This is a genomic window from Desulfuromonas sp. TF, from assembly GCF_000472285.1.
In the GTDB taxonomy this organism is placed as follows: Bacteria; Desulfobacterota; Desulfuromonadia; order Desulfuromonadales; family ATBO01; genus ATBO01.
Genome location: NZ_KI421422.1, coordinates 143,958 through 170,379 on the forward strand (window position 1 = coordinate 143,958; position 26,422 = coordinate 170,379).

Sequence of the window (26,422 nt, forward strand, 5' to 3'; positions counted from 1 at the left end):
CCAGCGTACGATATTGATCGGGGCCGGCGCATCGTTTTCGGCTCCGAGGGGTTTAGGGATATGCACATCTGCCAGGCCATCACAGCCTCCTGCGCCATCCCGTATTTTTTCCGTCCCCATAAGGTGGATGGCCATTATTACCTGGATGGCTCCATCGGCCGGTTGGCTCACCTCGACATCGCCATCGAGCGGGGCGCCAAACTCATCGTTGTGATCAATCCGCGGGTGCCGATGGACAACGACCTGGAGCGTTTCTGCCTCCCTTCCCTCTCCTACGGCGAATGTTCCAGTATCGCCGACTTGGGAATCACTTTTGCCTGGGAGCAGGCCCAGCGGATCGAAAACAAAGAAAAGTTGGAACTGGCCCTCGCGATGTATCGACGGGAACACCCGGACGTCGACATTGTGCTCGTCGAGCCTGGACGGGAAGAATCCCTTCTTTTTTTTCAGAGCCCAATGAGCAGCGTGGCCCGAAACCACATCATGAATTACGGCTATAATCTCTCCCTGATCCAGTTTCAGGATCGCTATGACAGGCTCCGGGAGGTCTTCGCCCGTCACGGCATCCGGACTACCGCGGACCACCTGGCCGACCCTCCATCGGTGGAAGCCTCCGTATGAGCCCTGTGCCTGAGCGAAAAAGAGGATCGTAGTGAACATCGCCCTGCCTACCCTGCACGTGCGCCGCTCCGTCCAGGCCGTTCCCCTGGCGGCCGCCTGCCTGGCCGCCGCCCTGCCGGTGGATGCCCGCGAAGAGGTGCATCTGCTCGATCTCTTTCCCGACCAGAGCGACCAAGTCATGGCGGAGGAAATCCTCTCCCGCTGCCCCGAACTGGTGGCCTTCCCCGTCTATCTATGGAACCGGGAAAAGGTCCTTTCCCTGGCCCGGCGCCTCAAGCGGGCGCAACCCTCGCTGTGGGTTGTGGCCGGCGGCCCGGAAGCTACGGCCGATGCCGAAAATCTCCTCCGGGAACAGGGGCTGGATGCCGTGATCAGGGGGGAGGGGGAAGAGACCTTCCTGGAAATGGTCCAGGACCTGGAAAGGGGCGAGGGGCTGAAGCCGTTGCCCGGTATCACCCTGCGCGGCCCGCAGGGCATCCTCTCCGGACCGGACCGGGAATCGGGAGCCGTCTTCGCCGCTCATTCTTCACCCTGGCTGACTGGAGTGCTGACGCCGCAGCCGGGTCAGGGAGTGCTCTGGGAAACCTCGCGCGGCTGCCCATTCGGATGCGACTTCTGCTTCGACGCCCGGGGCAGCCGAGGCGTCGGCCACCTGCCGCCGGAGAGACTGGAAGCCGAACTCGATCTCTTTGTCCGCTGCGGCGTTTCCCAGGTGTGGGTCCTCGATTCCACCTTCAACTTTCCTCCCGAGCGGGGCAAGTCCCTGCTGCGGCTTCTGGCCGAAAAAGCTCCCCATATTCATTTTCACCTGGAGGCCAAGGCCGACTTCCTTGACCGGGAGACGGCCCGCCTCCTGGCGGGAATCTCCTGTTCCGTCCAGATCGGTCTGCAGTCGGTCCGCGCCGAAGTGCTGCGCAATATTCACCGATCCCTTGACCCAGGCGGGTTCAGGCAGAAAATGCACCTCCTCTCCGCGGAGGGTGTCATATTCGGACTGGACCTTATCTACGGCCTCCCCGGGGACGATTATTCCGGTTTCTGCGAAAGCCTGAACTTTGCCCTGGAATTCGCCCCCAACCAGATCGATCTCTTTCCCCTGGCCGTTCTCCCCGGCACAACACTCCACGGCAATCGCCTTAGGCATTCTCTCCGGGCACAGGAGGAGCCTCCCTATGTAATCCTGGAGAGCGCCACTTGGAGTCCGGCCGATCTGGAGCGGAGTCGCCGGCTGGCTGCCGCCGCTGACATCTTCTACAATGCCGGCCGGGCAGTCGGCTTCTTCTCAGCCCTTCTGCGGTCTACGGGAAGGAATCCCGTATCGTTCCTGGAAGAGTTTGCCCTGTGGGCCCTTGGGGCGGGGGGCGTTGCGGAGGAGCATTTTCTGAACGCCGAAAGATGGGAGGCCGGTGAGGTCAACCGGCTGCAGGAAGCTTTCATCAGCCAGCTGTTTGAAAAAGAGGAGCGCCATGACCTTTTACCGGCCGCCATGGACCTGATCCGTTACCATTACCATTTTGCCGAAACATTGCTGGGCGAGGATACCGCTCCCGCTCCGCCGGAGCTGCTGCGCAACCGTATGGTATGGGATACGCCCTGGAGGATGGCTCCGACCGTCCGCATGGTGTCTTTTTCCTATGAGATTCTCGATTTTCTGGAGACGGGGGGGATTGACCTGGAGCAGTTTTCCTCGATGTTTCGGCCGGTGGGTTCGGTGGCTCTTTTTTTTCGTCGTGATTTCGAGGTTTTCTGCGAGTCGCTGGAAGAGGACTTTTTTAAATTGCTGCAAGGCAGCGACGGGAAAAGATCCCCGGGGGAGATCTTCGCCGGGAGCATATCCCGACGCGAAGGTGAGGAGATCGTCGAATTCGCCGTGGCCGAGGGGTTTTTGATTCCATAAATGCGCGATCAGAAATATTCTAATTCAAAGCTTGCCTGATATCTGAAACTTAAAAGCCCCCTTTAGATAGAAAAGAGGGCTTTTTAAGGTTCAGGCCACCTCCTGGATCCTTTTCCGATATCTCGGCCGTTCGGCCAGCAGGCCCAGGATTTCAGGAATTTCCGGTACTCTTCCGGAAACCCTTACGCTGTCGTCGATCATCAGCGCCGGGGAGACATAGACCCTGTTGTCGATCATTTTGCGGCGATCCCGATAGAGATGGACCTCGGCTTCGATTCCGACCTGGTTCAGCGCCTCGCGAACATTTTCCAAGGTCCTTTCACACCGACGCCCGCTTTCCGGCTTGCACAAGATGTCTATGCGCATGACCTCCTCCTTTCACCTGAAGAGGGTAAAGGGGGGAACTCCCTTCTTTTTAAAAGATAACCTTTTCAGTCATTATAGCCGGTCCCACCGCAAAAACAACCTGATTTTTTTCTTCTCAAAAGATACTCAAGTGTTTTGAAAGGAAAGGCCGCCCAGAAACGGGCGGCCTTTCCGTCACCGAGGGAGACGCATTGCTTTCTATCCGGCTTCGGAAGGAACGCTGTCCCCATATACGATTCGGAGGGCGCGGCTGACCCGGGCGACCAGCCTGATAGGGTTGATCGGCTTGGCCACGAAATCGAAATAACCCAGATCAAGCAGCCTGGCCTCCTCCTCCGCCGCGGCGCGCGAGGAAAGAGCGATCACCGGAATACGGGCGGTTTTTGGATTGGCCTGCAGGGCGCGGAACATCTCATATCCGTCCATGCGCGGCATCACCGTGTCGGTAATGACCAAGTGAGGCGGCTGTCGGAAGGAGGTCTTGAGGCCCTCCGCTCCGTTGGCGGCTTCGAGCAGATTGAATCCTTTTTTCTTCAGGGCCGCGGCTACAGCGCTGCGTACGATTTCCTGATCGTCCACCACGAGAATGGTCCACCAGTCGGTTTTCTCGCCTGTCGATTCCTCAGCACTGAAATAATGCTTGTTGACGGCCGATTGAATTTCGCTCGGCGTGGTCACGCAGGGGATAATCCGCATGCCTGTGCGAAAGGAGAGGTCGTCAAGCGTCGCCATATCCAGGGGATTGACCATGGCAAGGTAGAGAGAACGTTCATCCTTCTTGAGAGGGAAGATCAGAGCCTTGAGAGCTTTTTCGCCGTCGACCAGCTGGAGCAGCTCCTTGGGAAAGGCGTACTTGGCAAACTCGCGCACCTGCTTGATGCCGAACTGGCGCGAGAGCACGACGGCGATATCCTGCTCGGAGATGACTCCCATCTCTTCAAGGACCGCGCCCAGCCTTTTGCCGCTTCCCTTCTGCTGTCCCAGAGCCTGCTGGAGAACGTTCTCTTTGACAGCCCCGGCCTCTACCAGGATTTCGCCGAATCGCTTTCTTGCCATAGACGGACCTTTCCCTCTCCCCTCCCGTTTTAAGAATCTTATCTTTTGTAGGTTAAAAAGGGGCTAAAAACAAGGGAAAACAATATATTTGCCTCCTCCGGAGATCATAGGCGCTCATCTTCGAGGGGATTGCGATGCACTATCGTGAGCCCACCCTCGCCGGCATCGATGGTCACGAGCGCCCCGTCATGGATGTCGCCGGCGATCAGTTCCCGGCCGAGTCTCGTCTCGAGCTGGTGCTGCAGGTAGCGCCTGAGGGGACGGGCGCCATAAACGGGATCGTAGGCGGCTCTGGCGATGTAATCCCGGGCCGCGTCGGTCATCTCCAGGGTGATCCGCCGCGACTCCAGGCGACGGCGGAGTTCGGCCATCTGCAGATCGACAATCGTTCGGATCTCTTCGCGAGTCAGGGGCTTGAACAGGACGATGTCGTCAACCCGGTTGAGAAATTCAGGCCGGAAGTTGGTGCGGAGCTCCTGCATGACCGTTTTTCTCGCTCCTTCCCTGATCTGCCCGTCCTCCGTCACCCCGTCGAGGAGGAACTGCGATCCGATATTGCTGGTCATGATGATGACAGTGTTCTTGAAATCGACGGTGCGACCCTGGGCGTCCGTTACCCGGCCGTCGTCGAGGATCTGCAGCAGGACGTTGAAGACGTCGTGGTGCGCCTTTTCCATTTCATCGAAAAGAATGACGCTGTACGGCTTGCGCCGGACCGCCTCGGTCAGCTGGCCGCCCTCCTCGTAGCCGACGTAGCCGGGAGGGGCGCCGATGAGGCGGCTGACGTTGTGTCTCTCCATGTACTCGGACATGTCGATGCGCACCAAGTTCTCTTCGGAGTCGAAGAGCGCCTCGGCCAGGGTGCGGGCCAGCTCGGTCTTGCCGACTCCGGTCGGACCCAGAAAGATAAAGGAGCCGATAGGGCGCCGCGGATCCTTTATTCCGGCGCGGGCGCGGATCACCGCATCCGCAACCAGCCCTACCGCCTCGTCCTGTCCGACCACCCGGCGGTGCAGGACCTGGTCGAGCTTCAACAGCTTCTCCCGCTCTCCCTCCACCAGACGGGTGACGGGGATGCCGGTCCACCGGGCGACAATCTCTGCGATCTCCTCTTCGGTGACCTCCTCGCGCAACAGGCGCGGTCCAGCCGTTTCGCCTCCGGCCCGGGCCTCCTTTTCCTTAAGCTCCCTCTCCAGTTGCGGCAGGCGGCCGTGCTTGAGTTCGGCGGCCCTGTTCAGGTCATAGTTGCGCTCGGCGACTTCGATCTCCTGCCGCACCTTTTCGATTTCCCCGCGCAGTCCCTGGACCTTTTTGATCGACTCTTTTTCAGCGTCCCACTGAGCCTTCAGGGTATCGGCCTGGTGCTTCTGCTCGGCCAGCTCCCTGCGCAGCGCCTCCAACCGCGCTTTGCTCGCCGGGTCCTTCTCCTTCTTAAGCGCCGCCTCCTCGATCTCCAGCTGCATGACCCGGCGGGTGACTTCGTCCAGTTCCTGGGGCATCGAATCGATTTCGGTGCGGATGGTGGCGCAGGCCTCGTCGACCAGGTCGATGGCCTTGTCCGGCAGGAACCGGTCGGAGATATAGCGATGGGAAAGAGTCGCCGCGGCCACCAGGGCGCCATCCTGAATTCGCACCCCGTGATGCACCTCGAAGCGCTCCTTGAGACCGCGCAGGATGCTCACCGTGTCCTCGACGTCCGGCTGCTCCACCAGCACCGGCTGGAACCGCCGCTCCAGAGCCGCGTCCTTCTCGATGTGCTTGCGGTATTCGTCCAGGGTGGTGGCGCCGATGCAGTGCAGCTCGCCGCGGGCGAGCATCGGCTTGAGCATGTTTCCGGCACCCATCGACCCTTCCGCCTTGCCGGCGCCGACGATGGTGTGCAGTTCGTCAATAAAGAGCAGGATGCGCCCGGCGCTTTCACGGATCTCGTTGAGCACCGCTTTGAGGCGCTCTTCAAATTCGCCGCGGTATTTGGCGCCGGCGATCAGCGATCCCATGTCGAGAGCATACACGGTCTTGTCCTTGAGCCCCTCCGGGACGTCGCCTCGAACGATGCGGTGCGCCAGCCCCTCGACGATGGCGGTCTTGCCCACCCCCGGCTCTCCGATCAGCACCGGGTTGTTCTTGGTCTTGCGGGAGAGGATGCGAATGACCCGGCGGATTTCGGCGTCCCGGCCGATGACGGGGTCGAGCCTCCCCTTGCGGACCTCCTTGACCAGATCGCGCCCGTACTTCTCCAGAGCTTCGTAGGTGCCTTCGGGATCCGGGGACGTCACCCGCTGATGCCCGCGCACCGCCGTCAGGGCCTGGAGCAGGCGATCGCGGCCGATATTGAACAGTTTGAGAGTTTTGCCGGCGGCGGTCGCCACTCCCTCTTCAACCAGGGCGAGCAGCAGGTGCTCGACGCTAACGAAGTCGTCCTTGAGACGCGCGGCCTCCTCTTCGGCCTTGAGCAGCAGTTTATTGAATCGCTGGGTAACATAGATTTTCCCCGCCTCGACTCCGGGTCCCGAGACGCTCGGCCGTTTGTCGAGCTCCTCGCGAACGGCGCGGGTGAAGTCGTCCACCGGCACGTCCATCCTCTGCAGCAACCGGGGAATCAGCCCCCCTTCCTGTTCCAGAAGAGCCAGCAGCAGGTGCTCGCCGTCCACCTCGATATGTCCGCGCTTCAAAGCGATATTCTGCGCTCCCTGCAGGGCTTCCTGAGTTTTTATGGTCATTTTGTTGATGTCCATTGAACGTCCTTCCGGTGATACGCTATTTTTTTTGAGCCAGGGTCTCAAAGGCAACAGATAAAAGTATAGCAGGTATAACAGCCCTATCGTCTTCATGTAAAAAGGCCGGGGGGATGTCCCGCCCGGCCTTTTATCCCCGTCATCAGTGGACGGAAACCTCGATGCGACGAGGTCGGGCGACGGCCGCCTTGGGGAGGGTGACGGTCAGCACCCCGTTCCTGAGTTCGGCTGCGATTTTTTCCAGATCCAGATTGTCGGGGAGCTGGAAGCGGCGGTAATAGCCGTTGGCGCCGAATTCGTGATAGAAGGCGTCATCACCGGTGTCCGCCGGTCCCTGGAGAGTGAGGATGCTGGCTTCGACACCGAGCTGGAGGTTTTCCTTCCCCATCCCCGGCAGATCGGCCACCAGAGTCACGGCTTCCTCCGTTTCGAAGATATCGACGGCCGGAGTAAGCCAGTCGCCGGAACGCTTCTCGACACTCAGCTCATTACCTTTCTTGAGGGCTATTTCCTTGTTTCCCATGGTTCGTCTCCTTATGTTGAGTTTTGTTGTCCAAATCAAATTATCCGTTCCTTCATCCTCTTCAGGCCGTCGTAACCTCAATGCGTTTCGGCCGCTCGCTCTCCGCCTTGGGAAGGGTGACGGTCAACAGTCCGTTCCGGAAGTCCGCCTTCACTTTGTCGATATCGATTTCGGCGGGGATGTCGATGGCGCGCAGGAACTTGCCCACGCTGCGCTCGCGGCGATGCCAGGTGGCGCCTTCGGCGCTGATGCCCCTGCGTTCGCCGGAGAGAGTCAGCGTCCCTTTGAGAACGGTCATCTCCAATTCCTTGGGGTCGATGCCGGGAAGGAGTGCCTGAACGTAGAAGTGTTCCTTGTCTTCCCGCAGCTTGATGCGGGGGAAACGCCCCAGAACGGGTGCCGCAGACATTTCGGGGCGGCCGAAGCCGAGACCGCGGAAAACATCATCCATTTCGCGGGTGAAATGCTCCATTTCTCTGAAAAGATCGAACCCTGTCATGACTTGTCCTCCTCTGTTGGTGGGTTTATGCCGGGAAGCTGGTTCGCTTCCGCATTCGCCCATCAATAATTCAACGGTCATGCCAGAATTGTCGTGAATATAACCTGCTGAATTTTAAGAGATTAAGAGAAGTCATACGAATAGACGAAGGGTTCTGCGACGTCGCATGTCCTGTCGCACAAGACGCTTGTGACGTCTTACGCCATAACGGAGTCAGGGCTTACCGGCAGCATGACGTAAAAGGTGCTTCCCTCCCCAAGGGTGCTTTCCACCCAGACCCGACCGCCGTGAAGATTGACGATTTCCCGCACCAGGGCCAGCCCCAGCCCGGTTCCGCCGAAGAGTCGACGGTCGGTGTTGTCGACCCGATAGAACCGGTCGAAGATCTTCTCCAGGGCAGCTGGCGGAATACCCACCCCCTGGTCCTTCACCCAGAGTGTGACGCCGTCCTCGTCGCGGCGGGCGCCAAGGACGATTTCTCCACCGGCCGGGGAATATTTGACGGCATTGGAGACAAGGCAGGCCAGCATCTGCTGAAGCTGGTTGATGTCGCCTCGAACAGGTGGCAGGTTGCCGGGGATGTCGAGGATGATGCGATGGGTCGGCGAGGCCGTACCGAAAAGGGTGGCGGCTTCCTTCAGCAGCGGCCGCAGGCGAAGTGGCTTAAAGGTCAGTGGAGTCTGGCGGGCCCGGAGTCGCTGCAGGCTGAGGAAGGCATCGATCATTTCGTTGAGCTTTTCCGTCTGCTGATAGATCGTTCGCATGTAGACCTTCTGCTTGTCCGGCGGCACGTCATGTTCCAGCATGTATTCGGAGTAACCCATCACGGCGGTCAGGGGCGTTCGCATTTCATGGCTTACCGCCGAGATGATCTCGTCCTTGATCCGCTCCACCTCCTTGCGCTCTGTGATGTCGAAGGCAATCACCATCCGCACCAGGCGTCCGTCGGGCCAGGGTATTGCCCGATCGATGCACTGATACCATTGCCCTGTTCCGGTATTCTGGAATTCCCAGACGCAAGCCCCCTGTGGGACCCCGTCCTTGACCAGCTGGTCACAGGTGCACAGGGAACAGAGAACCTCCTGGTCGACCTGCAGAACCTTGTAGCACGGTTTTCCCCGCCAGTCCTCGCCAAAGACCGAAATTCCGTAGCGATTCAGGTAGATGAGTTCATGACATCCCATGTCGGACACGGAAACGACCGCATTGATCGAGTCAAAAATCGTACTGATCTGGGCGAATTGGGACTGAAGCGCCTCCCGTGTTCGTCGGCGCTCGGTTATGTCGTGAACCATGGAGAGAATGCCGATGACATGGCCCGAGGGATCGCGCAGCGGCGTATTGTACCACTCGCAGATGAGGCGCTGGCCGTCCTTTCGAATATTCCCCCCTTCTTCATTGACCACATCCCGCCCCTCCAGAAGGTTTTTCCAGATTTTATCGACTGCGGGGCGAATATCCGCCGGGACAATCAGATCATAGGCATGCTTCCCCTGGGCCTCGGCTGCCGACCATCCGAAAATCCTCTCGGCGGCGGGGTTCCACTCCACCACCCGCAGATCGGTGTCCCATACGATGTATCCTACGGGCATGCGCTGTACGTGAAAGCTCAGCCGCTGGTGAGCGTCACGCAGGTCATCGACCCTCTGTTCGAGCTCCTTCTCTTTCTCCCGGCGTCTTTCCACCTCCCTGCGCAGCTGCGCTGTTCTCCTTTTGACTGCAAGCCGCAGGTAGAGGATCCATATCAGCGACAATCCGCCAACCAAGAGGGTCCATTTGACGATGTCCCGGACCCGGATCCCGTGCTCATAGCGCACCGACAGCCACTTCTGCCGAATATCCCTGTGTTCCTGCGCAGTCATCGAGTCGAGGGCCTTGTCGATCAGGTCGGCCAGTTCGGACCAGTCCCTGCGCACCCCCATGGCGAGACGATCGCTTCCATAAGGAGTCGGCGCGGCGATCTTGAGATCGACCAGCCCCTTTTCCTCGATGAAATAGCTGCCGACCGCCAGGTTCCCCACGTAGGCATCGGCCTGTCCGGTCGAAACCGCCGTAAGAGCCTCTTCGCTATGGTCGTATTCGAGCAGGCGCACTCCAGGCAGGTCTCGCTTCAGCCACTCTTGCGTAATGTAATCCCGCTCCACCGCCACCACCAGTTCGGCAAGATCCATCAGCCCCGTGATCGTCGGTCCCTCTTCGGTGGTAAAAATGACCCAGGGAAAGCTCATGTAGTCCTGAGTGAATTCGAGAAATTCCTCCCTTTCGGAGGTCCTGGTGATAAGCAGAATCAGATCAATTGATCGCCCGGACCTGATTTCTTCCAGTGCCTCGGACCATGTCAGGTTTGGAACCGGTCGGAATTCGATTCCCAGACGCTGGGTAACGGCAACCAGGTAGTCATAGGCCATTCCATGGTAGCGGCCGTCGGAATAGTATTCAAAGGGGGGATTATGGGAGCCGATACGCACGCGAATGACGGGATGCTGCTCCAGCCAGTTCCTCTCGGCAGGAGTCAGGGACAACTCCGGTGTGGGTGGGGGAGTCTCGGCGGCGACGGGACCGACGAGGAACAGGAGGATTGATATGAAAACCAGAAAGATTGTTGCGAACCGCCTCATCGCCTTCACCTGGGGCAGATGGCTGAGAAGTTAACAAAAATATCCATCGCTAAAGCATAAGATATAGTGGCATGAAAGCAAACCGAAGGACTCCGATTTATATCCAGTGACAGTCTCCGTACGACAACGGAATTGATGCAAAAACAACAAACAAAAGCTACTTTCTTAACGCGCAGAAGGAGGGATTACCCCGATTCCAGATCTTCCCGCTTCAACCCCAGCTTATCGAGGTAACGGTAGAGGGTGGCTCGGTGCACTCCAAGAAGGCGGGCGGCGGCGGCCAGATTGCCGTCGGCGGCACGATAGGCGTTTCGGATATCCCCTTTGTCCAAGTCGGCGGGTCGGGTGCTGCGTCGAGAAGCTTTCTCCGGCACCAGGTCGACCTCGATGAAGGGCGGGGTCATCGTCAGGAGGTGGCGCTCTGAATGGAGCGGCCAGGGGGGGGCGAGAGCAGAGGTCTTGCGGGCCATGGTGGTCTGGGGACCCCATTCTCCGGGGGAGAAGTCGCGCCGTTCGCGAATCCATTCACTGAAAGCCCGGGCGCCGATCACCTCGGCCTGGGTTTCGATATAGACCCGTTCGAGCACGTTGCGCAGTTCGCGGATATTTCCGGGCCACAAGTAGGACTGCAACAGGGCGAGGGCCTCAGGAGTGAGCCGTTCGATCCGGCGGCCGTATTTGTGATTGAGGCTGCCGAGAAAGTGTTCCACAAGCAGGGGGAGATCTTCCGTCCGTTCCCGCAGGGGAGGCAGGTGAATGCGAAGCACGCTCAGGCGATGATACAGGTCGGCCCGAAAGCGACCCTGCCCTACCGCCTGTTCGAGGGAGACATTGGTGGCACAGACCACCCGCACATCGACTTCTCGCTCCTGCTCGCCGCCGACCCGCTCGATCCGCTTCTCCTCCAGGACGCGCAGCAGCTTGGCCTGTGTGTGCAGGGGCATCTCACCGATCTCGTCGAGGAAAAGGGTGCCCCCATCCGCCCTTTCGAAGCGTCCGCGGTGGGTGCGCACCGCCCCTGTAAAGGCCCCTTTTTCATGGCCGAACAACTCACTCTCCAGCAGTTCGTCGGAAATAGCCGAGCAATTGACCGCCACGAAGGGGCCGTGGGACCGGGGACTGCCCTGGTGGAGAGCCCGGGCCGTCAGCTCTTTGCCGGTTCCGGTTTCGCCGGTGATGACCACGGAGGCATCTGAGGGGGCGTAGCAGGCGATTTTCCGAAAAACCTCTCGAATCGCCGGAGAAGTTCCCCGCATGCCGTGAAGAGAAACGACGGGCGGGGTCTTCTCCCGAAAGGAAAAAACCACGATGCGCCCCCGGAAATCGTCGGTGAGCCCGCCGGGCGCAATTTCCGCCGTCAGTGCGATTCCTCCGGGAAAACCCACCTGGATGTCGGTCAGAGCCTCATCCCTTTCCAGCACCTCACGGGCCAGCTCGGCAAGGGGGGGAATGGTTCCGGCAAAAACCCGGTCGATGTTTAATCCTCTCGCGTCGGCGGGGGTGGTTCCGGTCAGCCGGGCCAGCGCAGGAGAAATCGCCCGGATCAGCAGGCGCTCGACGGAACGAGCCTCCACTATCAAGTCGGGAGAAAGAGCCGGCAGGTTGGTTCCAGTGGTCTGAAGGGGTTTGTTCGAATCCATGGACCTCAACTTCATGAAAGAGGGCGAACCTGAATCAATTTAACTCTTCAAAGAGCGAAGCGCAAGATGTTGCGACGGCTTTTTCCCTGTAATTACGAGGCATAAACGAGGATGGAGCGCATCCGAAGATTCCTATCCTGAGGATGATCTGACGGAAGGAACGGGTTCCGCCATTGCCCTTTTCCCATTCCATGTTTAAAATGATGGAGTAATTTTTTCCTGCGCTTTTCATCGCTTATGTGCAGCTAGCTTTAACGTTCATCGATCACCAGAAAGGGGACATGGGTGAAAAAAATCGGCATTCTCCTGCTGCTCGGCGCTCTGATTGTGGGCGGCGTCTTTTATTTTCGCGACACCGAAGAACCCCGGCTCACCCTGAGCCCGGGCACGGAGGCGGTTTCTGCCAAACGCCCCCTGAGACTGCAGCTCGAAGATCCCGGCTCGGGCCTGAACAGCATCAAGGTCGTTGCCGTTCAGGGGGAAAAAGCTTTTCCAGTCTTCTCTGAAACCTTCGGATCCGAAACGCTTTTCCGGGAGACGGAATTCGGCCTGCAGGATGCGCCCCTGAAGGACGGCCCCTTTGAGCTGCGTGTTACCGCCACCGACCATTCCATCTATCATTTTGGCGCGGGGAATACCGCTGAAGAGACGTATATTCTCCAATTTGACTCAAGAGCTCCGATCCTTTCGGTCGTGAGCTCCGCCCATAACCTCAACCAGGGCGGCTCCGCACTGATCGTCTATACCATCTCCGAGGAGGTCGACAGGACGGGGGTGATGGTTGGAGACTTCTTTTTTCCCGGCTATCTTCAGGAGTCGGGAAATTACGCCTGTTTTTTCGCTCTTCCTTACCATATGTCCCCCAAGCAGTTCGCTCCGGAGCTGATTGCCGAGGACAGAGCAGGCAACCAGCGCCGGACGGATTTTTACCATCACGCCAATCCAAGAAACTTTCCCTCGGGGAAAATCAATCTCGATGAGAGATTTCTTAAAATGCTTCAGCCGCGGTTCGAAGCTTTTTTCCCGGAAGCCGCCACGCCGCTGGAGCTCTTTTTGAAAGTCAACGGTGAACTGCGAAAGGAGAATGTCCGTGCCCTGCGCGATTTCGGAAAGCAGACTGCTTCCGGACCCCTCTGGCAGGGCGTTTTCCTGCGCCAGCCCAATGCCGCCCATCTGGGTGGATTTGCCGCCGCGCGTTCCTACTTTTATGAAGGGAAGAAGGTAGACGAACAGACCCACATGGGAGTCGACCTGGCTTCTATAGCCCTGGCGCCGATCCCGGCCGCAAATGCGGGCAAGGTTGTCCATGCCGACGATCTGGGGATCTATGGAAAGTGCGTCATCATCGATCATGGAATGGGACTGCAGAGCCTTTATGGGCATTTGAGCCGCATTGACGTTGAGAAGGGCGAAACAGTCGCCAAGGGCCAGACCATAGGGAATTCCGGCGCGACCGGACTGGCAGGCGGCGATCACCTCCACTTCGAAATTATCCTTTCAGGGCTGTCGGTGAATCCGGTGGAGTGGTGGGATCCGGCCTGGCTGAAAAACAATGTGGGCGACAAGCTGTCACTCTCTGTCGCGAAATAATAATGATTTTTACGTTTCATGTGTTATTCTCCCGAAGTATTTCTTCGATTATTTACCTGTATATAGGCATTTGACAGGTAGGTTTTTTGGGTAATACTTTAATCATCTATTCTAAAAGACCTGTACAGCGATTACACAGCAGAAGGAGGAATACAAATGCCGCAGGAATTTAATATGCAGGAAGCACTCAAGCTAGCGGTTCAGACTGAAAAGAACGTGATGGACTTCTACAAGAAAGCGGCGGAGATCACCAAAAATCCCAAGGCGAAAAAGGTTTTCGAGATTCTTTCCAATGAAGAAAGGGAGCATGCCAGTCATTTCTTTCATCTGTATCGGGGAGGAGATCTGGGAACCTTTGAGGAATTCATAGCGTCGCCCCCCCATCCCGATTCCGCCATGCTCAGAGAACTGGAAAAGGCTCTTGACGAAAACGTTCACGAGCGCAAAGCCATGGAAATAGCCCTGCGGGAAGAGGAAGATCTGGCAAAGAATCTGACTATGACGTCATCTCACATCGTCGACCCTGGGGTTCGTGCCGTTTTCGAGCGAATGGTCAGGGAAACACGGGATCATTATGAAATCATCGAATCGGAATACGCCCATCTCATGGCCATGGTCCACGAGACGGACATTGACATCTTTGTTCGGGAATAACGCCTTGAGCCGACGGAACGCACTAGCGTTGTTTATCCTGGTTCTGACGGTCGCCGCACCGGCCGCCGCCCAGACCGAACGGGACAAGGACATTTTAGGGACCTTCCGGGGCAATCCCATGAAGAGGCCGGCTGAGATGTCTACCGCCGCGGAGTTCGACGAGAGGTTGCGCGAATATCGGCACATCATCGAAACCCGTTGCGTTATCTGCCATACTTCGGACCGGATCGATAAGGCCATCGAAAACCGGCTGCCATTTGAATCGGTGGAAGAGATTCTGCTCAAGCGCAATGTCGTACTCACCGAGCGGGAGAGGGAAGTGCTGGGCACGTTCTGGGGGACTCCGCTCAAGGAGAAATAACAGGTAATCTAAATGCTCAACGCGGATAGGGCCGGCTCTCGCAGCCGGCCCTTTCTTTACACGACGATGGAGGGGGAAATGAGAACGATCAAAGATTGGCCCGAAGCTGAAAGGCCGCGGGAAAAACTTCTCGACAAGGGGCCGGAAGCTCTCAGCGATGCCGAGCTTCTGGCGCTGGTGCTGCGCACCGGAGACGCCTCCTCGCGGATGAGCGCCCTCGATCATGCCCGGCTCCTTCTGGGCCGCTTCGGCTCCCTGCGGGAGCTGGCCGCCGCGTCTGTCGCCGAACTGTGCGATCTCAAAGGGATCGGTCCGGCGAAGGCGGCCGAGCTGAAGGCGGTTTTTGAGCTGGCCCGCCGCTTCGGCACGGTCGCCCTGCGCCAGGGAGATCGCTACACCTGTTCCCAGGATGTCTTTCGGCACTTTCATGAACAATTGCGGGACCGCAAGAAGGAAGTCTTTCTGGCCCTTCTGCTCGACAGTAAAAACCGGGTGATCCGCCAGGTGCAGGTCTCGGAGGGGAGTCTGACCGCAAGCATCGTTCATCCACGGGAAGTCTTCGCCCCGGTGGTTCGGGAATCCGCCGCCGCCGTTCTTTTTGTCCATAATCACCCTTCCGGAGATCCCACTCCCAGCCGCGAGGACGTGGAGATCACCACCCGACTGCGCGAAGCGGGAGAACTCATGGGGGTGAGGGTTCTCGACCACATCATCATCGGCAGCGGCGATTACGTGAGTTTTGTCGATCGGGGATTGATGGGGTGAAAAGGACTCAGGTTTCAGGTATCAGGCTAACCAGGAGCATACGGCTCCAGATTCGAGGGTTTTGATCCAACCTGAAACGTGAAGCCTTGAACCTGAAGTCTTTTATTCCACCCCTGCGTATTCCAGAAAGCTCTGCTCCGGGCGCCAAACCGGCTGTTCATCAAGCAGTGCACGGATCTCCGGCGGGCCGAAATAGCGCGCCTGCAGAGCCCGACCCTGCTCCATCCAGAAGCCGAACTGCGGGACGAAGGTGTTGCGGCGGATGGAGTGATCGAGGGTCAGGCCCGCTATCACCAGAATGTTGCGCTCGCCGCTGTCGAAAGAGTCTGTAAGATATGCGGCCAGGCGATGGAACTCACGCCAGGTATTGACATCGGCAAGGCGGCGGTGGGGCCTTTGAGAGGTGACGATATCCGGGAGAAAATCGAAGACTGAGGCCTCCAGAAGGGCCTTCGTGTCGAGACTCTCCAAGTCGAGCTGCTTGGAAAAGGAAAAAATATCCGGATCCAGCAACTCCCCGATGGACCGTGGCTCCGTTCCGAGATCGCTGAGCGCCTGCTCATGGCGGGCGATGAAATCCCTGTGCAGATGGTAGATCTTGCCGTGGCTGGAATCCCGCAGGGCTTCTCCATCGACAAGGCGCTGCCACCGCACGTGGATGCGCACAGTTGAGCCGAGAGGCTTTCTGAAGAGGTACTTGTAAGGAAGCTCGATCTTGAGACCACCGACCCCTCGAAAAAGAGTGATCAGGGAGGCGGCCCGGCGGTAAACCAGCAGGTATTCTTCAAGCATTCTGTACAGCATGCCGCAGCAGGGAGCCATTCTTCCGTGGACCCGCTCCACCGTTCCAACGCCGTCCTCTTCCCTGGCTCCCAGATGGCTTCCTCCCAGAATGACCAAGTCCCTTCCGTGATGTGATGCGGGCAGCAGGCGCGTCGGGTCCAGCAGGGCGCCGACCCTTCCCAGATTGAACACGGGACAGTTGTAGACGTAGCCGAAAAGCGCCTTCTTGATCCCCTGGCTCTCGTCGGAACATTGCCATAGGGCCGGCAGGGTGCCGCCAAAACCGCCGTCATCGGTCAGGGAACGCATCCTGCCGAAGAGGTCCATCAGTTCCATGGAGGGCTGGTCGAGGAGTTCCTCGGGGGGCGGAGCTATCGGCATGGCCATCTCCTCGAAAACAGGTGAGCATCAACAGGAAGTGCAGCAAAAAGTATAACAATGTTTTATCATGTTGACCACTCGAAACCGTCGATTTTCCGATTGCTTCGCCTCGCTCTGCCATGGTAGCTTGAAAATTGAACAAACCGAGGGCCGGGATCTCTGCGAACCCGGCTCCTTTTTATTGAGCTTTGGGGGACGATCAGCCGTCCCCGCCCCAGAGAATCAGATGAATATCAAAAACGTCGAAAAACCCGAGCTTCTCTCTCCCGTCGGCAGCCTGGAGGCCTTTTTTGCCGCCATGGAATCAGGAGCCGACGCAGTCTATGCGGGCCTGAAGGATTTCTCCGCCCGCGCCAAGGCTAAAAATTTCACCCTCCAGGAGCTGGAGCGGATGACCGGGTATGCACATGCCAGACAGCGCAGGCTCTATGTCACCCTCAACACCCTGGTCAAGGAACGGGAGCTGCCGGCGCTGGTCGAAACCCTGTCGGCCCTGGAGGCTATGGCAGTGGACGGGATCATTCTCCAGGATCTGGCGGTATGGCGTCTCGCCCGCAGGAACTTCCCGGGTCTGGAACTGCACGCCTCCACCCAGATGACGGTTCACAATACCGCCGGGGTCAGGATGCTCGAGCGGATGGGGTTCACCCGGGGGGTGCTTGCCCGCGAACTCAGCCTGGAAGAAATCTCCGCTATTCGACGCCAGACCACCCTGGAGCTGGAGCACTTTATCCACGGGGCGCTGTGCTTCTCTTTTTCAGGGCAGTGCTACTTCTCCTCCTGGCTCGGCGGCAAAAGCGGCAATCGAGGCCGCTGTGCTCAGCCTTGCCGACGCCGCTACCGTTACCGCCAGCACGAGGGGTATTATTTTTCCACCAATGATCTCTCCGCCATCGAGCTGCTCCCCGAACTGGCGGAGGCCGGAGTGGTGAGCTTCAAGATCGAGGGGCGGATGAAGAGCGCCGAATACGTGGCCAATGTAGTTTCGGCCTACCGCCGGGTCCTCGACGCCCCCCCTTCCCGCCGCCCGGAGGCGGTGAAGGAAGCCAAGGAACTGCTCAAGGCCTCTTTCGGACGCACCCCAACCAGGGGCTTTCTTCCCGGGAATGTTCCCACGGATATCGCCATCCCGTCCCTGAAAGGCTCGACCGGACGTTTTCTGGGAGAGATCGCCGCGGTGAAAGAGGGGGACATCTCCTTCAAGACACGGGACCGCCTGCACGTGGGCGATCGGCTGCGCATTCAACCCAAGTCCGATCAGGCCGGCACCGCTTTCACCGTCAAGGAAATCCGTCAGGGGCGGAAGCCGGTAAAAAGAGTCGAATCCGGCGCATACGTCAGCGTCCCTTCCCCTTTCCGCGACATCTTCCGGGTGGGAGACGCCGTCTTCAAGGTTTCCTCGGACCAGGCATTCACCATGAGCGAAGCCGCCTGCCGGCGGAAACTGGAGAAGGCCGCCGCCCCGCCCGCCCCGGTTCGCCTGGTCGTCGCCATGCCGGATAACGCCACCCTGTCAGTCCAGGGGGTAACCGGACACATCACGATAACCCGGGACTACCCCGTCGAAACTTTTTCGGCTACCGACCGCCCCCTGAGCTCCGACACCCTGAAGGGTGTGTTCGAAAGGACCGCCGGTGAGTCCTTCGTTCTCGAACAGCTGGAAGCCGGAAAGCTTCCCCCTCTGGTCATCCCGCCCAGTCGTCTCAAGGAGATTCGCCGCGACTTCTACGGGATCCTCCGGCAGGCGGTGAACGACCGCGCCGCAGGCAGGCGCAGTGAACACCTGAAGAAGGCTCTGTCGGATCTGTTGCCGTCTGCGAAGCCTTCGGGGGAGACCCAAAGGATCGTGACGGTAGCCATCCGCGACATTCGCGACGTTCATATTCTCAACGACCCGTTCGTCGATTGCGTGCTCCTTCCCCTGACTGCCGGCAATGTACAAGGGCTCGGCCATGCGGGCAAACGCCTGTCCGGAAGGGAAAACCGGGTGATCTGGGACCTTCCCTTCATCCTCTTCGATTCCGAGTGGAGCGGGTACCGCGAGGCCGTCAGGTCGCTGGTAAAGCGCGGCCATCGAAATTTCCGCCTCAACAATCTGGGCCATTTCCACCTGTTCGAAGGGGTCGAGGGGGTGGAACTCAGCGCCGGCTACCGCCTTTTCTCCCTCAACAGTCAGGCCCTTCTCGCCTGGAAGGAGTTGGGAGCCGCGGAGGCGACTCTCTATATCGAAGACGACCGGGACAACCTGCGCCAGATCCTGCAGCGGGAGTGCGGCCTGCATCTTTCCCTGACGGTGTACGGCAACGTTCCTCTCATCACTTCCAGGATTCCGATTCGCGGGGTGCGGCCGGACACCCCGCTCCTCTCCGACCGCAACGATGCCTACAGGGTCAGTCAGCGCGCCGGCCTTACCGTCCTTACCCCGGAGGTCGACTTCTCGCTCCTTGGGCGCCTTGGCGAAATCCAGGCCATGGGCTGCGGACGCTTCATCCTAGAGCTGAACCACCTCGGTCCGTTCTCCCCCGAGGGGAAAAGGGTGCTGGAGGCGCTGCGCAAGGGAAACGAGGTCCCGGGAACCTCGCCTTTCAATTTTGAAATGGGAATGGAATAAGGCGAGGTGAGGCGTGATGGGCGCGGGGTGACGAAAAAGGATAAAAAGATTGATCAATAAAAGCAGGGCTCCGAAACAAGGAGCCCTGCTTTTTGCCTTCATCGGTTCAGTTTCGGTCCGAGGCCGCGGTAAGCTCCCGCCGGTATCTACGAAGAATGGACTTTACGCGGGCGGCATTTTCCGGCCCCATCCGGATCAGGATTTTGCGGCCGGCCGACAGGGACTCCAGTTCGGGATTGGCATACTGATAGGCAATTTTAGGCTGTGCAAGGCGGATGGGATGGGAGACCTCCGGCACGGCGAGCAGGTGATCGATCACCTCGACCAGACGGTCGTTGAAATAGCCGGACGGATAACCGAGTTCCCGGTAGGCCTCCTGGAACAGAGGATAAAAACGGACATAGACCGCCACGAGCCGGGCCGGTTCCACTGCCTCGGCCAGTTGGATGTAGGGTGCATATCGTCGGTAGTTCGCCGGGTCGATCTCAAGGTTCTGGTCTTTTCCAACCACCAGAAAATTACCCGGAACCGGCTTGGTCGGCATGTGAGTCGCGGGCAGGTTCCGGCGCGGCAGGTTGTCCACCATGACGACAAAGCGCCGAATGAAATTGTCCAGAACAAAAAATTTGTCGATCTCCCGTCCGGCAAAAAGCCTGGAGAGAGTATCCTCTATCCTCTCATCGCTTTCCCGGAGTTCCGGGAGCGGTTTTTCCGGATCGATCACCGGCGTCGCCGGCTCCGACTTCGGTGCGGCTCCTTCAATGGGATAAAGGATTCCCGGCGTATCCGGCGCTTCGGGAATCGGGTAGGTCACCGGCACCTGAGGCTGACGAGCCACCCGAAAATAACCGATCAATCCGATGGCCAGGGCCAATACGACGAGGAGCAGGAAAGCTTTTTTCATAGCGCGTATTCCCCCGTGATAGGTGTGGCGATGAAATCGGCAAGTTTCCAGAGTGTATTTGTTAAGTTACCGATTATTCTGCGATTCGTCAACCCGCAGGAGAGACTGAGTTGCAATTCGGATAAACTATGCTCAAGTTGACTCAAAAAGCGGACATCATAACAGGAGGAAGGACATCATAACAGGAGGAACAATCAATGTGGCCTATCCGAAAAAGACGCGTGGAAGTCATGTATCCAGACGGGGAAACCGATGCGATAAATCCTTATCTTCTCAATACGTATATCCAGATGGGGAAAATCGTCCGGTTCAAACGCGGTGGCGATTGGGTGCTCATCAGCGAAGGTCCGATCAGGGGCCAGGATGGGGGATCTCACGGTCGTGACCGGAGGAGAGCTTAGCTGTTGTCAAGAAAGCGTGCTCTGCTTTCTGCTCTTTGCGGAGGCCGTCCATGGCGCGATTCGACTCCTGTACGCGACGGGACATCATCCATTTCCATTGATCTCCAACCATGCCCAGCGCATCAGCGCAAACCCCAACATTCCGACGAAAATCACGAATCCGACCAGCAAGAAAGCAAGCGACCACACGAACAACCGGCTCGTGGCCACGGCCTTGCGCGGTCTCTCGAGGTAGGTCCCGAGCAGTTGCACGTTTCGCTGATTAGCTTTCCAGACCACATCGAACAGGTCCCCCAGGACGGGAACAGCGCCCAGAATAGCATCCAGGGCGATGTTGAAGGCCATTTTGAGGAGGACGGATTTCGGAGCGCCCAGTCGGGCTGCTTCCGAGAGAATATAGCTCGACATGAGCGCTCCCAGCGTGTCGCCGATGCCGGGAAAAAGGCCGATCAGGGCATCGAGGCCGAAACGCGTTTCCAGGCCCGGTATGGGAATGGAACTATCCAGGTACCAGGCTATGCGATCAAGACGCTGTTTCGCTCTTTCCCTCTCGCCGGGATTCATCTCGGTCTCTCCGCATCCATGCCGTTCATTCCCCTCCCTCCTGTTCGGCGGAATGGAAAAGAGGAGTTTTGCCCGTCCGGTTCTTTACTGCCTTGTCGTCGTTCCATCCGGATTATGTATCACCAGGTCGGCTCGCAGGGTATCGCACATGGTTCGCCCAACCCGCAGCGCTTCCTCGCGGGTTGCGAAAAAGCCATCTTTTATTTTTTCGCCTTCAACCTTCAGGAGCCAGCCCTCCACTCCTCGGGGCATGATATGGACCGTAGCCATCACCTTTCTCCTTTCCCCCTCTCATGCTGTATTCACTGTATAGCCGAATCGAGACCTGTCAATAAAGTGCGGCCCCAGGAAACTTGCTCCTCGCGCACCTGGATGTAATACAGGTCCTGATCTTCGTAAAAAAGAAACATTCACCGGCAGGCAAAAGGGATGATTGGATCTGCCGTATTTTTATCCATTAAAAGGAACTGCGATCTACAACGCAGTTTGATCTATTTACAGATTTTAGCCGGCACCGGCCATTTTCAGCCTCTTTGGGCAACAATTGGCCACGACTATCAAGCCTCACAGGATTTTAATTCTCGTTATGTGCTTGATATTCCATTCATCTTTGGTTAAGTTAAATGCGTATTAACGCCATTCCGTCTTGGCATCATCATTGCGATAGGTGCATGTTCCTGATTTAAAATGGCGTTTGAAATTTCACCCCCTAAAAAGAGGAGGAGTAGAACATGGGCAGAATGAAGAGTATCCTTTCCCTCGCAGGCTGTTTGGCCATCGCCGTCCTGCTGACTCTCCCCGGTACGGGTCTGGCGGCAAAATCCCGCCTCGCCTTCTCCGGCGGACCCGAAGGCGGCACCTTCCAGTATTTCTCCAACGGCATCTCCACGCTTCTGTCCAAGAATCTGCCGGACGTAGAAGTCTCCAACATGGCCTCGGCCGGCTCCGTCGAGAATCTGCGGCGGGTCAACTCGGGTGACGCGGACTTCGGCATCACCTATTCGGGCGACCTCTTCCTCGCGCGCAACGGCAAGCTGCCGCAGGACGCGAAAAAATACGAAAACGTTCTGGGCATGGCTTACCTGTACGGCGCCCCTGCTCACCTGGTCGTCCTTGAAGCAAGCGGCATAAACGATGTTGCCGGACTGGCCGGCAAGAAGGTTGCCGTCGGCGGAGCCGGTTCCGGAGCCGCGGCCTCGGCGGAACGTTACTTCAAGAAGCTCGGGGTCTGGGACAAGATGCAGCCCCAGTTCATCGGCTACAGCGAAGCCGTATCGGCCATGGGCGACAAGCTGATCGATGCCGTCTGGGTCTTTGCCGGCTTCCCCAACGCCTCCGTCATCCAGGCCGCCGCCAGCAACAAAATCAAGGTCCTCGACACCGTCGAGGCGGGCCAGAAGGCGGGGTTCTTCGACGAATACCCCTTCTATACCGAGGTCACCATTCCCGCCGGCACCTATAGCGGCGTGGACGCCCCGGTGAAGACTTTCCAGGACTCCGCCCTCTGGGTGACGGGAAAGCATGTCAAGCCGGAGGTCATCTCCGCGGCCCTGAAAGAGACCTTCTCACCCGAAGGGCTCGCCTACCTGGTCAAGGTCAAGAGCACCGCCAAGGCTATGTCCGTCGAAGGCGGCCTGAACGGCATCGTCACCCCCATTCATCCCGGGGCCGAGAAGTTCTGGACCGAAAAAGGCCTCACCATCAGCGAGCGGCAAAAAGCCCAGTGATGAAGCGGCAAATGATTTTTTGAAATACAGGAGCGGGGCCTTCCGGCCCCGCTTCGTCTATCCCCTCATTACTATTTCATCAAAAACGGCGCAGGAAGGCAGTATGGCTGAAGAACTCAACGACGAACTCAAGGAGCTCTCTCCCGAGGAGCAGGAAAAACTCAAGAAGCTGATGGAGAAGGACGCCAAATCCTTCCGCACTCCGACCGGTTTCTGGCACTGGGTCGTCGCCCTGCTGGGCGCCGGCATGGTCATCTTCTATTTCTATGCGGCCGGCCTGAAGGCTGTCGCCACCGAGTATCATCGGGGGATCTACGTCTTTGCCACCTACGTCCTGGTCTTTCTCCTCTATCCGGCGGGAAAGACGCGGATCAGGCTGCTGCTTTCGCTGATCCTCGGAGCGATGATTTCCTGCACGGCAGCCGTCCTGTTCTTCTTCGAGGACACCGCTTCCTTCCATGGCCAACTGACCGCTTTCGGCGAAGCCTGGAGCGAGAAGGGAATGGCAGCCCTGGGGGCAGCCGGCGGTCTCTGGTGGGTGGCCTTCGGAACACTGGCAATAGCGGCGCTGCTGATGCCTGCCGATACCTGGTTGATGAAACGCCGGCCCCAGTGGCCGGTCCTCTCCGACGTCCTCTTCGCCCTGGCCTCGACTCTCGTCGTCTATTACTGGATCAGCCAGTTTGAGGCGCTCAACTACCGGGCCGGCGCCGAAAACGAGCTCGACGCCCTGGTCAGCATCGCCGGCGTCATCCTCTCCCTCGAGGTCTGCCGCAGGGTGCTCGGATGGGCGATGACCCTGATCGGAGTCGGAATGCTCTGCTACGGCTATTTCGGCCCCCACTTCCCCGATATCATCGCCCATCGGGGCTTCGATATGGAGCGGCTGGCCACTTCCATCTATCTCACCACCAATGGGGTGTTCGGAGTCATGGCCAGCGTTCTGGCCACCTACGTCATCCTCTTCATCTTCTTCGGCGCCTTCCTGCAGAAGTCGGGGGCCGGCAAGTTCTTCATCGACCTGCCTCTGGCGCTCGCCGGACGGACCACTGGCGGGCCGGCCAAGGTGGCGGTCATCGCCTCGGCCATTTTCGGCTCGGTTTCGGGCAGCGCCATCGCCAACACCGTCTCCACAGGCGCCTTCACCATCCCGCTGATGAAGCGGGCCGGCTTCAGGCCGCACGTGGCAGGCGCCATCGAGCCTGCGGCCTCTATCGGCGGCATGTTCCTGCCGCCGGTCATGGGGGCGGGGGGCTTTCTGATGGCGGAACTCACCGAGACCCCCTACGCTACCATCATGATGATCTCGGTCTTTCCGGCCCTGCTCTACTTCTTCTCGGTCTTCTGCATGATCCATTTCGAAGCCAAGAAGATGGGGATCAAGGGTCTGACCGACGAGAACTTCCCCCGCTGGCAGCAGGTGCTCAAGCGCGACGGCTATTTCGCCCTGCCGCTGATCATCATCACCGTGCTGATGATCATGGGGCGTTCTCCCGGCTTCTCCGCCTTCTGGGCCACCCTCTCCTGCATCGGCATCAGCTGGTTCCGCCAGGAGACCCGCATGGGTCCTCGGGAGATCTGGGACGCCATCCAGGTCGGAGCCCGCAACACCCTGGTCATCGGCGCCACCGTCGGCGTCATCGGGATCATCGTCGGGATCATCTCCCTGACCGGCATCGGCCTGAAATTCTCCGACATCATCATCTCGCTCGCCGCCGGCAACCTGCTGATGGCCCTGTTGCTGGTGGCCCTGGCCTCCCTGGTCCTCGGTATGGGGGTGCCGGTCACCGCCGCCTACCTGATCACCGCCGTCCTTGCCGTGCCGCCCCTCGGCGACCTCGGCGTGCCGATTCTCGCCGCCCACATGATCGTCTACTGGCTGAGCCAGGACTCGAACATCACCCCTCCGGTCTGCGTCGCGGCCTACGCCGGAGCGGCCATCGCGGGATCCGACCCCTGGAAGACCGGCTGGACAAGCTTCAAGTACGCCAAGCTCCTGTACGTGATGCCGATCCTCTTCGCCTTCACCCCCTCCATCCTCTTCCAGGCGAAACCGATCATGGTCAACATGCCCGAGATCGAAAGCGAGATGCCTTTCGCCACGGTCCTCAAGGTCAACGTCAAGGAAGGAGATGTCTTCGCCGATGGCGACATCATCGCCACGGTCCTGATCGACGACAAGCCGTTAGAGGTCACGGCACAGAGAGACGGAACGGTCACGCAGGTCCTGATTCCCGCAGGCGGCATGGTCAACCCCGATGATGCCATTGTCCTCGGTGAGATCAAGGCGACCAAAACAAAGGTCGTCTCCTCCTTCGTTTCGGCCATCCTGGGCACCATCGCCTTCTCCTCGCTGACTATGCTCTACTGGATCCGGCGAACCACCATTCCCGAATGGCTGCTGCTTGCGGCCGCGACCGTCCTGCTTTACTGGCCGACCGTTGTTACCGATGTGGCCGGACTGGTGGTGGTGGCCCTGGTGTGGTTCATGCAAAAAACCAAGAACAAGCGCGATGCCATGGTGGCAGTAACAGCCTGAGAAGAGGAAGACAACCGTGCCAGTCAAAACGATTCGCAAAATTCTTTATGCCACGGACTACTCGGAGAGCTCCGTACCGGCCTGCGACTACGCTCTGACTCTGGCCGGCCTGGCCGGGGCCGAGGTGCACGTGCTGCATGTCATCGGCGAGTTCGCCGACCAGCGCAAGAGCCAGATCCAGCCCGAGGCGATGGCGCTTCTCGAACGGGAAGTCGAGTTGCAGGCGGTCAAGGAGATGAAAGACTTCTGTCGGGACAAGTTCGACGAGAAGGTGCGTTTCCAGACCGAAGTGGTTATGGGAATCCCTTTCCAGGAGATTCTGAAGCGGGCCGAAAGCCTCCCGGCCGATCTGATCGTCATCGGCACCCATGGCCGCACCGGCCTCGAACATGTCCTCGTCGGCAGCACTGCCGAGCGTCTGGTGCGCAGATCGACTATACCCGTCCTGACGGTGCGCTCGGAGGTCTAGCCTCGACGGTTTTCATCTTCGTCCGAGCACGAGGGCCTGCCAGGGTTCCCCGTGCGCTGCAAGAAAACCCGCGCCGGGGCGGCCTCGGCACCGGCGATTTTAAGCGGCAGGCAGAAAAGCCGATAGCGGCCGGGAACAACCCTTGAGAGATCCAGTCCTTCGATGATCCACACTCCGGCGCCGAGCAGTACCCGGTGCACCTCGCCGGCCTCTTTTCCGTACCCGGATACGGAAAGATAATCTATTCCGACCGACCGCACGCCCGTTCCCGCCAGATATTCGGCCGCCTCCAGGCTCAGATGAACAAAATCCCTGATGAATCCTTTCTCCGCCCAGAGACGCGAATTGCGGGTCTTGAAAAGGACCCTCTCCCCCGCGGCAAGTCGCTCCTTCCGGAGGTGGGCGACTTCGATCCGCTCATCGGCGTCGATGGCGATCACCCGCACCGGTCCGGTCATCGCCTCGATCGGCATGGCGTCTATTCTCGCGCCGCCCGGGAGGAAGTGAAGAGGGGCATCGACGTGGGTGCCGGCATGCAGTCCGGTTTCGAGTCTCGAGAGGGTGACATCGTCCCCCGCCGCCATATCGAGCACCCGGTCGATTATCACCGGCGGATCTCCGGGCCAGGTCGCCATCTCTTCCGTGATCGGGACCGAAATGTCGATCCATTCAGCATCGTCGCTCATAAGTGCCTCGGGGGGGAAAGGTCCGGCTGCAT

23 protein-coding genes are annotated in these 26,422 nt (G+C 58.9%); 11 read left to right on the forward strand and 12 right to left on the reverse strand.

Going from position 1 to position 26,422, the window contains the following annotated elements:
* Both DTF_RS26875 and DTF_RS0115660 read left to right on the forward strand, forming a co-directional pair.
* Positions 1-621, forward strand: a 621-nt coding sequence (locus tag DTF_RS26875) for a patatin-like phospholipase family protein (RefSeq protein WP_193352707.1), incomplete at its 5' end; no start/stop codon positions are given.
* A 31-nt stretch (positions 622-652) separates the two neighbouring features.
* Positions 653-2,518, forward strand: coding sequence for a radical SAM protein (locus DTF_RS0115660; RefSeq protein WP_027716084.1), 1,866 nt, complete (start codon positions 653-655; stop codon positions 2,516-2,518).
* 90 nt (positions 2,519-2,608) lie between these two features.
* On the opposite strand, the gene DTF_RS0115665 is transcribed toward DTF_RS0115660, so the two are convergent.
* The 7 genes from DTF_RS0115665 to DTF_RS23915 all read right to left on the reverse strand — a co-directional run bounded on the left by DTF_RS0115665 (position 2,609) and on the right by DTF_RS23915 (position 11,955).
* Positions 2,609-2,884 carry a thioredoxin family protein gene (locus tag DTF_RS0115665; RefSeq protein ID WP_027716085.1) on the reverse strand — a complete coding sequence of 92 codons (276 nt, stop codon included), beginning with the start codon at positions 2,882-2,884 and terminating at the stop codon, positions 2,609-2,611.
* Positions 2,885-3,082: 198 nt separating this feature from the next.
* Positions 3,083-3,940, reverse strand: a complete 858-nt coding sequence (locus DTF_RS0115675) for a response regulator (RefSeq protein WP_027716086.1) — start codon at positions 3,938-3,940, stop codon at positions 3,083-3,085.
* A gap of 104 nt (positions 3,941-4,044) precedes the next feature.
* Positions 4,045-6,675, reverse strand: coding sequence for an ATP-dependent chaperone ClpB (gene clpB / locus DTF_RS0115680; protein WP_027716087.1), 2,631 nt, complete (start codon positions 6,673-6,675; stop codon positions 4,045-4,047).
* Between the two features lie 142 nt (positions 6,676-6,817).
* On the reverse strand, positions 6,818-7,198 hold the full coding sequence (locus tag DTF_RS0115685; protein WP_027716088.1) for an Hsp20/alpha crystallin family protein: 381 nt from the start codon (positions 7,196-7,198) through the stop codon (positions 6,818-6,820).
* 61 nt (positions 7,199-7,259) lie between these two features.
* Positions 7,260-7,697 (reverse strand): Hsp20/alpha crystallin family protein, encoded by a 438-nt coding sequence (locus DTF_RS0115690; protein ID WP_027716089.1) that lies wholly within the window; start codon positions 7,695-7,697, stop codon positions 7,260-7,262.
* Positions 7,698-7,894: 197 nt separating this feature from the next.
* A complete protein-coding gene (locus tag DTF_RS25700) occupies positions 7,895-10,315 on the reverse strand; it encodes a transporter substrate-binding domain-containing protein (RefSeq protein WP_051361373.1) in 2,421 nt (806 codons plus the stop codon).
* Between the two features lie 185 nt (positions 10,316-10,500).
* The gene (locus DTF_RS23915; RefSeq protein WP_035057544.1) at positions 10,501-11,955 is read right to left on the reverse strand and encodes a sigma-54-dependent Fis family transcriptional regulator; all 1,455 of its coding nucleotides are present in this window, start codon (positions 11,953-11,955) and stop codon (positions 10,501-10,503) included.
* A gap of 285 nt (positions 11,956-12,240) precedes the next feature.
* Between DTF_RS23915 and DTF_RS0115705 the strand changes: the two genes are divergently transcribed.
* The 4 genes from DTF_RS0115705 (at position 12,241) to radC (ending at position 15,325) form a co-directional block, all read left to right on the forward strand.
* A complete protein-coding gene (locus tag DTF_RS0115705; RefSeq protein WP_226989375.1) occupies positions 12,241-13,545 on the forward strand; it encodes a M23 family metallopeptidase in 1,305 nt (434 codons plus the stop codon).
* 156 nt (positions 13,546-13,701) lie between these two features.
* Positions 13,702-14,199 (forward strand): ferritin family protein, encoded by a 498-nt coding sequence (locus DTF_RS0115710; protein WP_027716091.1) that lies wholly within the window; start codon positions 13,702-13,704, stop codon positions 14,197-14,199.
* Positions 14,200-14,203: 4 nt separating this feature from the next.
* Complete coding sequence (locus DTF_RS0115715) at positions 14,204-14,560, forward strand: hypothetical protein (RefSeq protein WP_155890845.1); 357 nt, start codon at positions 14,204-14,206, stop codon at positions 14,558-14,560.
* Positions 14,561-14,638: 78 nt separating this feature from the next.
* Positions 14,639-15,325, forward strand: coding sequence for a DNA repair protein RadC (gene radC / locus DTF_RS0115720; RefSeq protein ID WP_155890846.1), 687 nt, complete (start codon positions 14,639-14,641; stop codon positions 15,323-15,325).
* A gap of 102 nt (positions 15,326-15,427) precedes the next feature.
* Here radC and DTF_RS0115725 read toward each other — a convergent pair whose 3' ends face one another.
* On the reverse strand, positions 15,428-16,489 hold the full coding sequence (locus tag DTF_RS0115725) for a hypothetical protein (protein WP_027716094.1): 1,062 nt from the start codon (positions 16,487-16,489) through the stop codon (positions 15,428-15,430).
* Between the two features lie 226 nt (positions 16,490-16,715).
* Between DTF_RS0115725 and DTF_RS0115730 the strand changes: the two genes are divergently transcribed.
* Complete coding sequence (locus DTF_RS0115730) at positions 16,716-19,100, forward strand: U32 family peptidase (RefSeq protein WP_027716095.1); 2,385 nt, start codon at positions 16,716-16,718, stop codon at positions 19,098-19,100.
* A gap of 106 nt (positions 19,101-19,206) precedes the next feature.
* On the opposite strand, the gene DTF_RS23920 is transcribed toward DTF_RS0115730, so the two are convergent.
* Positions 19,207-20,004, reverse strand: coding sequence for a DUF3014 domain-containing protein (locus tag DTF_RS23920; RefSeq protein WP_035057549.1), 798 nt, complete (start codon positions 20,002-20,004; stop codon positions 19,207-19,209).
* Between the two features lie 230 nt (positions 20,005-20,234).
* Between DTF_RS23920 and DTF_RS27835 the strand changes: the two genes are divergently transcribed.
* Positions 20,235-20,405: a GSU3473 family protein gene (locus tag DTF_RS27835; RefSeq protein ID WP_369798623.1), complete on the forward strand. Its 171-nt coding sequence runs from the start codon at positions 20,235-20,237 to the stop codon at positions 20,403-20,405.
* An 84-nt stretch (positions 20,406-20,489) separates the two neighbouring features.
* On the opposite strand, the gene DTF_RS0115745 is transcribed toward DTF_RS27835, so the two are convergent.
* Complete coding sequence (locus DTF_RS0115745; protein WP_027716097.1) at positions 20,490-20,969, reverse strand: DUF4112 domain-containing protein; 480 nt, start codon at positions 20,967-20,969, stop codon at positions 20,490-20,492.
* Positions 20,970-21,053: 84 nt separating this feature from the next.
* Positions 21,054-21,239, reverse strand: a complete 186-nt coding sequence (locus tag DTF_RS0115750; RefSeq protein WP_027716098.1) for a DUF2188 domain-containing protein — start codon at positions 21,237-21,239, stop codon at positions 21,054-21,056.
* 461 nt (positions 21,240-21,700) lie between these two features.
* Between DTF_RS0115750 and DTF_RS0115755 the strand changes: the two genes are divergently transcribed.
* From DTF_RS0115755 to DTF_RS0115765, 3 genes are all read left to right on the forward strand, one after another.
* Positions 21,701-22,696: a TAXI family TRAP transporter solute-binding subunit gene (locus tag DTF_RS0115755; protein WP_027716099.1), complete on the forward strand. Its 996-nt coding sequence runs from the start codon at positions 21,701-21,703 to the stop codon at positions 22,694-22,696.
* 103 nt (positions 22,697-22,799) lie between these two features.
* The gene (locus DTF_RS23925) at positions 22,800-25,235 is read left to right on the forward strand and encodes a TRAP transporter fused permease subunit (protein WP_035057553.1); all 2,436 of its coding nucleotides are present in this window, start codon (positions 22,800-22,802) and stop codon (positions 25,233-25,235) included.
* Between the two features lie 16 nt (positions 25,236-25,251).
* A complete protein-coding gene (locus tag DTF_RS0115765) occupies positions 25,252-25,704 on the forward strand; it encodes a universal stress protein (RefSeq protein ID WP_027716100.1) in 453 nt (150 codons plus the stop codon).
* Here DTF_RS0115765 and DTF_RS23930 read toward each other — a convergent pair.
* Positions 25,701-26,390, reverse strand: coding sequence for a cyclase family protein (locus tag DTF_RS23930; RefSeq protein ID WP_051361374.1), 690 nt, complete (start codon positions 26,388-26,390; stop codon positions 25,701-25,703). The two genes, DTF_RS0115765 and DTF_RS23930, sit on opposite strands and share 4 nt — an antisense overlap.
* Positions 26,391-26,422: the final 32 nt, after the last annotated feature.

Bases quoted from the DNA above. Each gene is read 5' to 3' on its own strand.
- DTF_RS0115725 (WP_027716094.1), bottom strand. From the start codon at position 16,489: ATGCCGATAGCTCCGCCCCCCGAGGAACTCCTCGACCAGCCCTCCATG.
- DTF_RS23920 (WP_035057549.1), bottom strand. From the start codon at position 20,004: ATGAAAAAAGCTTTCCTGCTCCTCGTCGTATTGGCCCTGGCCATCGGA.
- DTF_RS0115690 (WP_027716089.1), bottom strand. From the start codon at position 7,697: ATGACAGGGTTCGATCTTTTCAGAGAAATGGAGCATTTCACCCGCGAA.
- DTF_RS0115755 (WP_027716099.1), top strand. From the start codon at position 21,701: ATGGGCAGAATGAAGAGTATCCTTTCCCTCGCAGGCTGTTTGGCCATC.
- DTF_RS0115730 (WP_027716095.1), top strand. From the start codon at position 16,716: ATGAATATCAAAAACGTCGAAAAACCCGAGCTTCTCTCTCCCGTCGGC.
- DTF_RS0115745 (WP_027716097.1), bottom strand. From the start codon at position 20,969: ATGAATCCCGGCGAGAGGGAAAGAGCGAAACAGCGTCTTGATCGCATA.
- DTF_RS23925 (WP_035057553.1), top strand. From the start codon at position 22,800: ATGGCTGAAGAACTCAACGACGAACTCAAGGAGCTCTCTCCCGAGGAG.
- DTF_RS23930 (WP_051361374.1), bottom strand. From the start codon at position 26,390: ATGAGCGACGATGCTGAATGGATCGACATTTCGGTCCCGATCACGGAA.
- DTF_RS0115710 (WP_027716091.1), top strand. From the start codon at position 13,702: ATGCCGCAGGAATTTAATATGCAGGAAGCACTCAAGCTAGCGGTTCAG.
- DTF_RS0115750 (WP_027716098.1), bottom strand. From the start codon at position 21,239: ATGGCTACGGTCCATATCATGCCCCGAGGAGTGGAGGGCTGGCTCCTG.
- DTF_RS23915 (WP_035057544.1), bottom strand. From the start codon at position 11,955: ATGGATTCGAACAAACCCCTTCAGACCACTGGAACCAACCTGCCGGCT.
- radC (WP_155890846.1), top strand. From the start codon at position 14,639: ATGAGAACGATCAAAGATTGGCCCGAAGCTGAAAGGCCGCGGGAAAAA.
- DTF_RS27835 (WP_369798623.1), top strand. From the start codon at position 20,235: ATGTATCCAGACGGGGAAACCGATGCGATAAATCCTTATCTTCTCAAT.
- DTF_RS25700 (WP_051361373.1), bottom strand. From the start codon at position 10,315: ATGAGGCGGTTCGCAACAATCTTTCTGGTTTTCATATCAATCCTCCTG.
- DTF_RS0115675 (WP_027716086.1), bottom strand. From the start codon at position 3,940: ATGGCAAGAAAGCGATTCGGCGAAATCCTGGTAGAGGCCGGGGCTGTC.
- DTF_RS0115665 (WP_027716085.1), bottom strand. From the start codon at position 2,884: ATGCGCATAGACATCTTGTGCAAGCCGGAAAGCGGGCGTCGGTGTGAA.
- DTF_RS0115685 (WP_027716088.1), bottom strand. From the start codon at position 7,198: ATGGGAAACAAGGAAATAGCCCTCAAGAAAGGTAATGAGCTGAGTGTC.
- clpB (WP_027716087.1), bottom strand. From the start codon at position 6,675: ATGGACATCAACAAAATGACCATAAAAACTCAGGAAGCCCTGCAGGGA.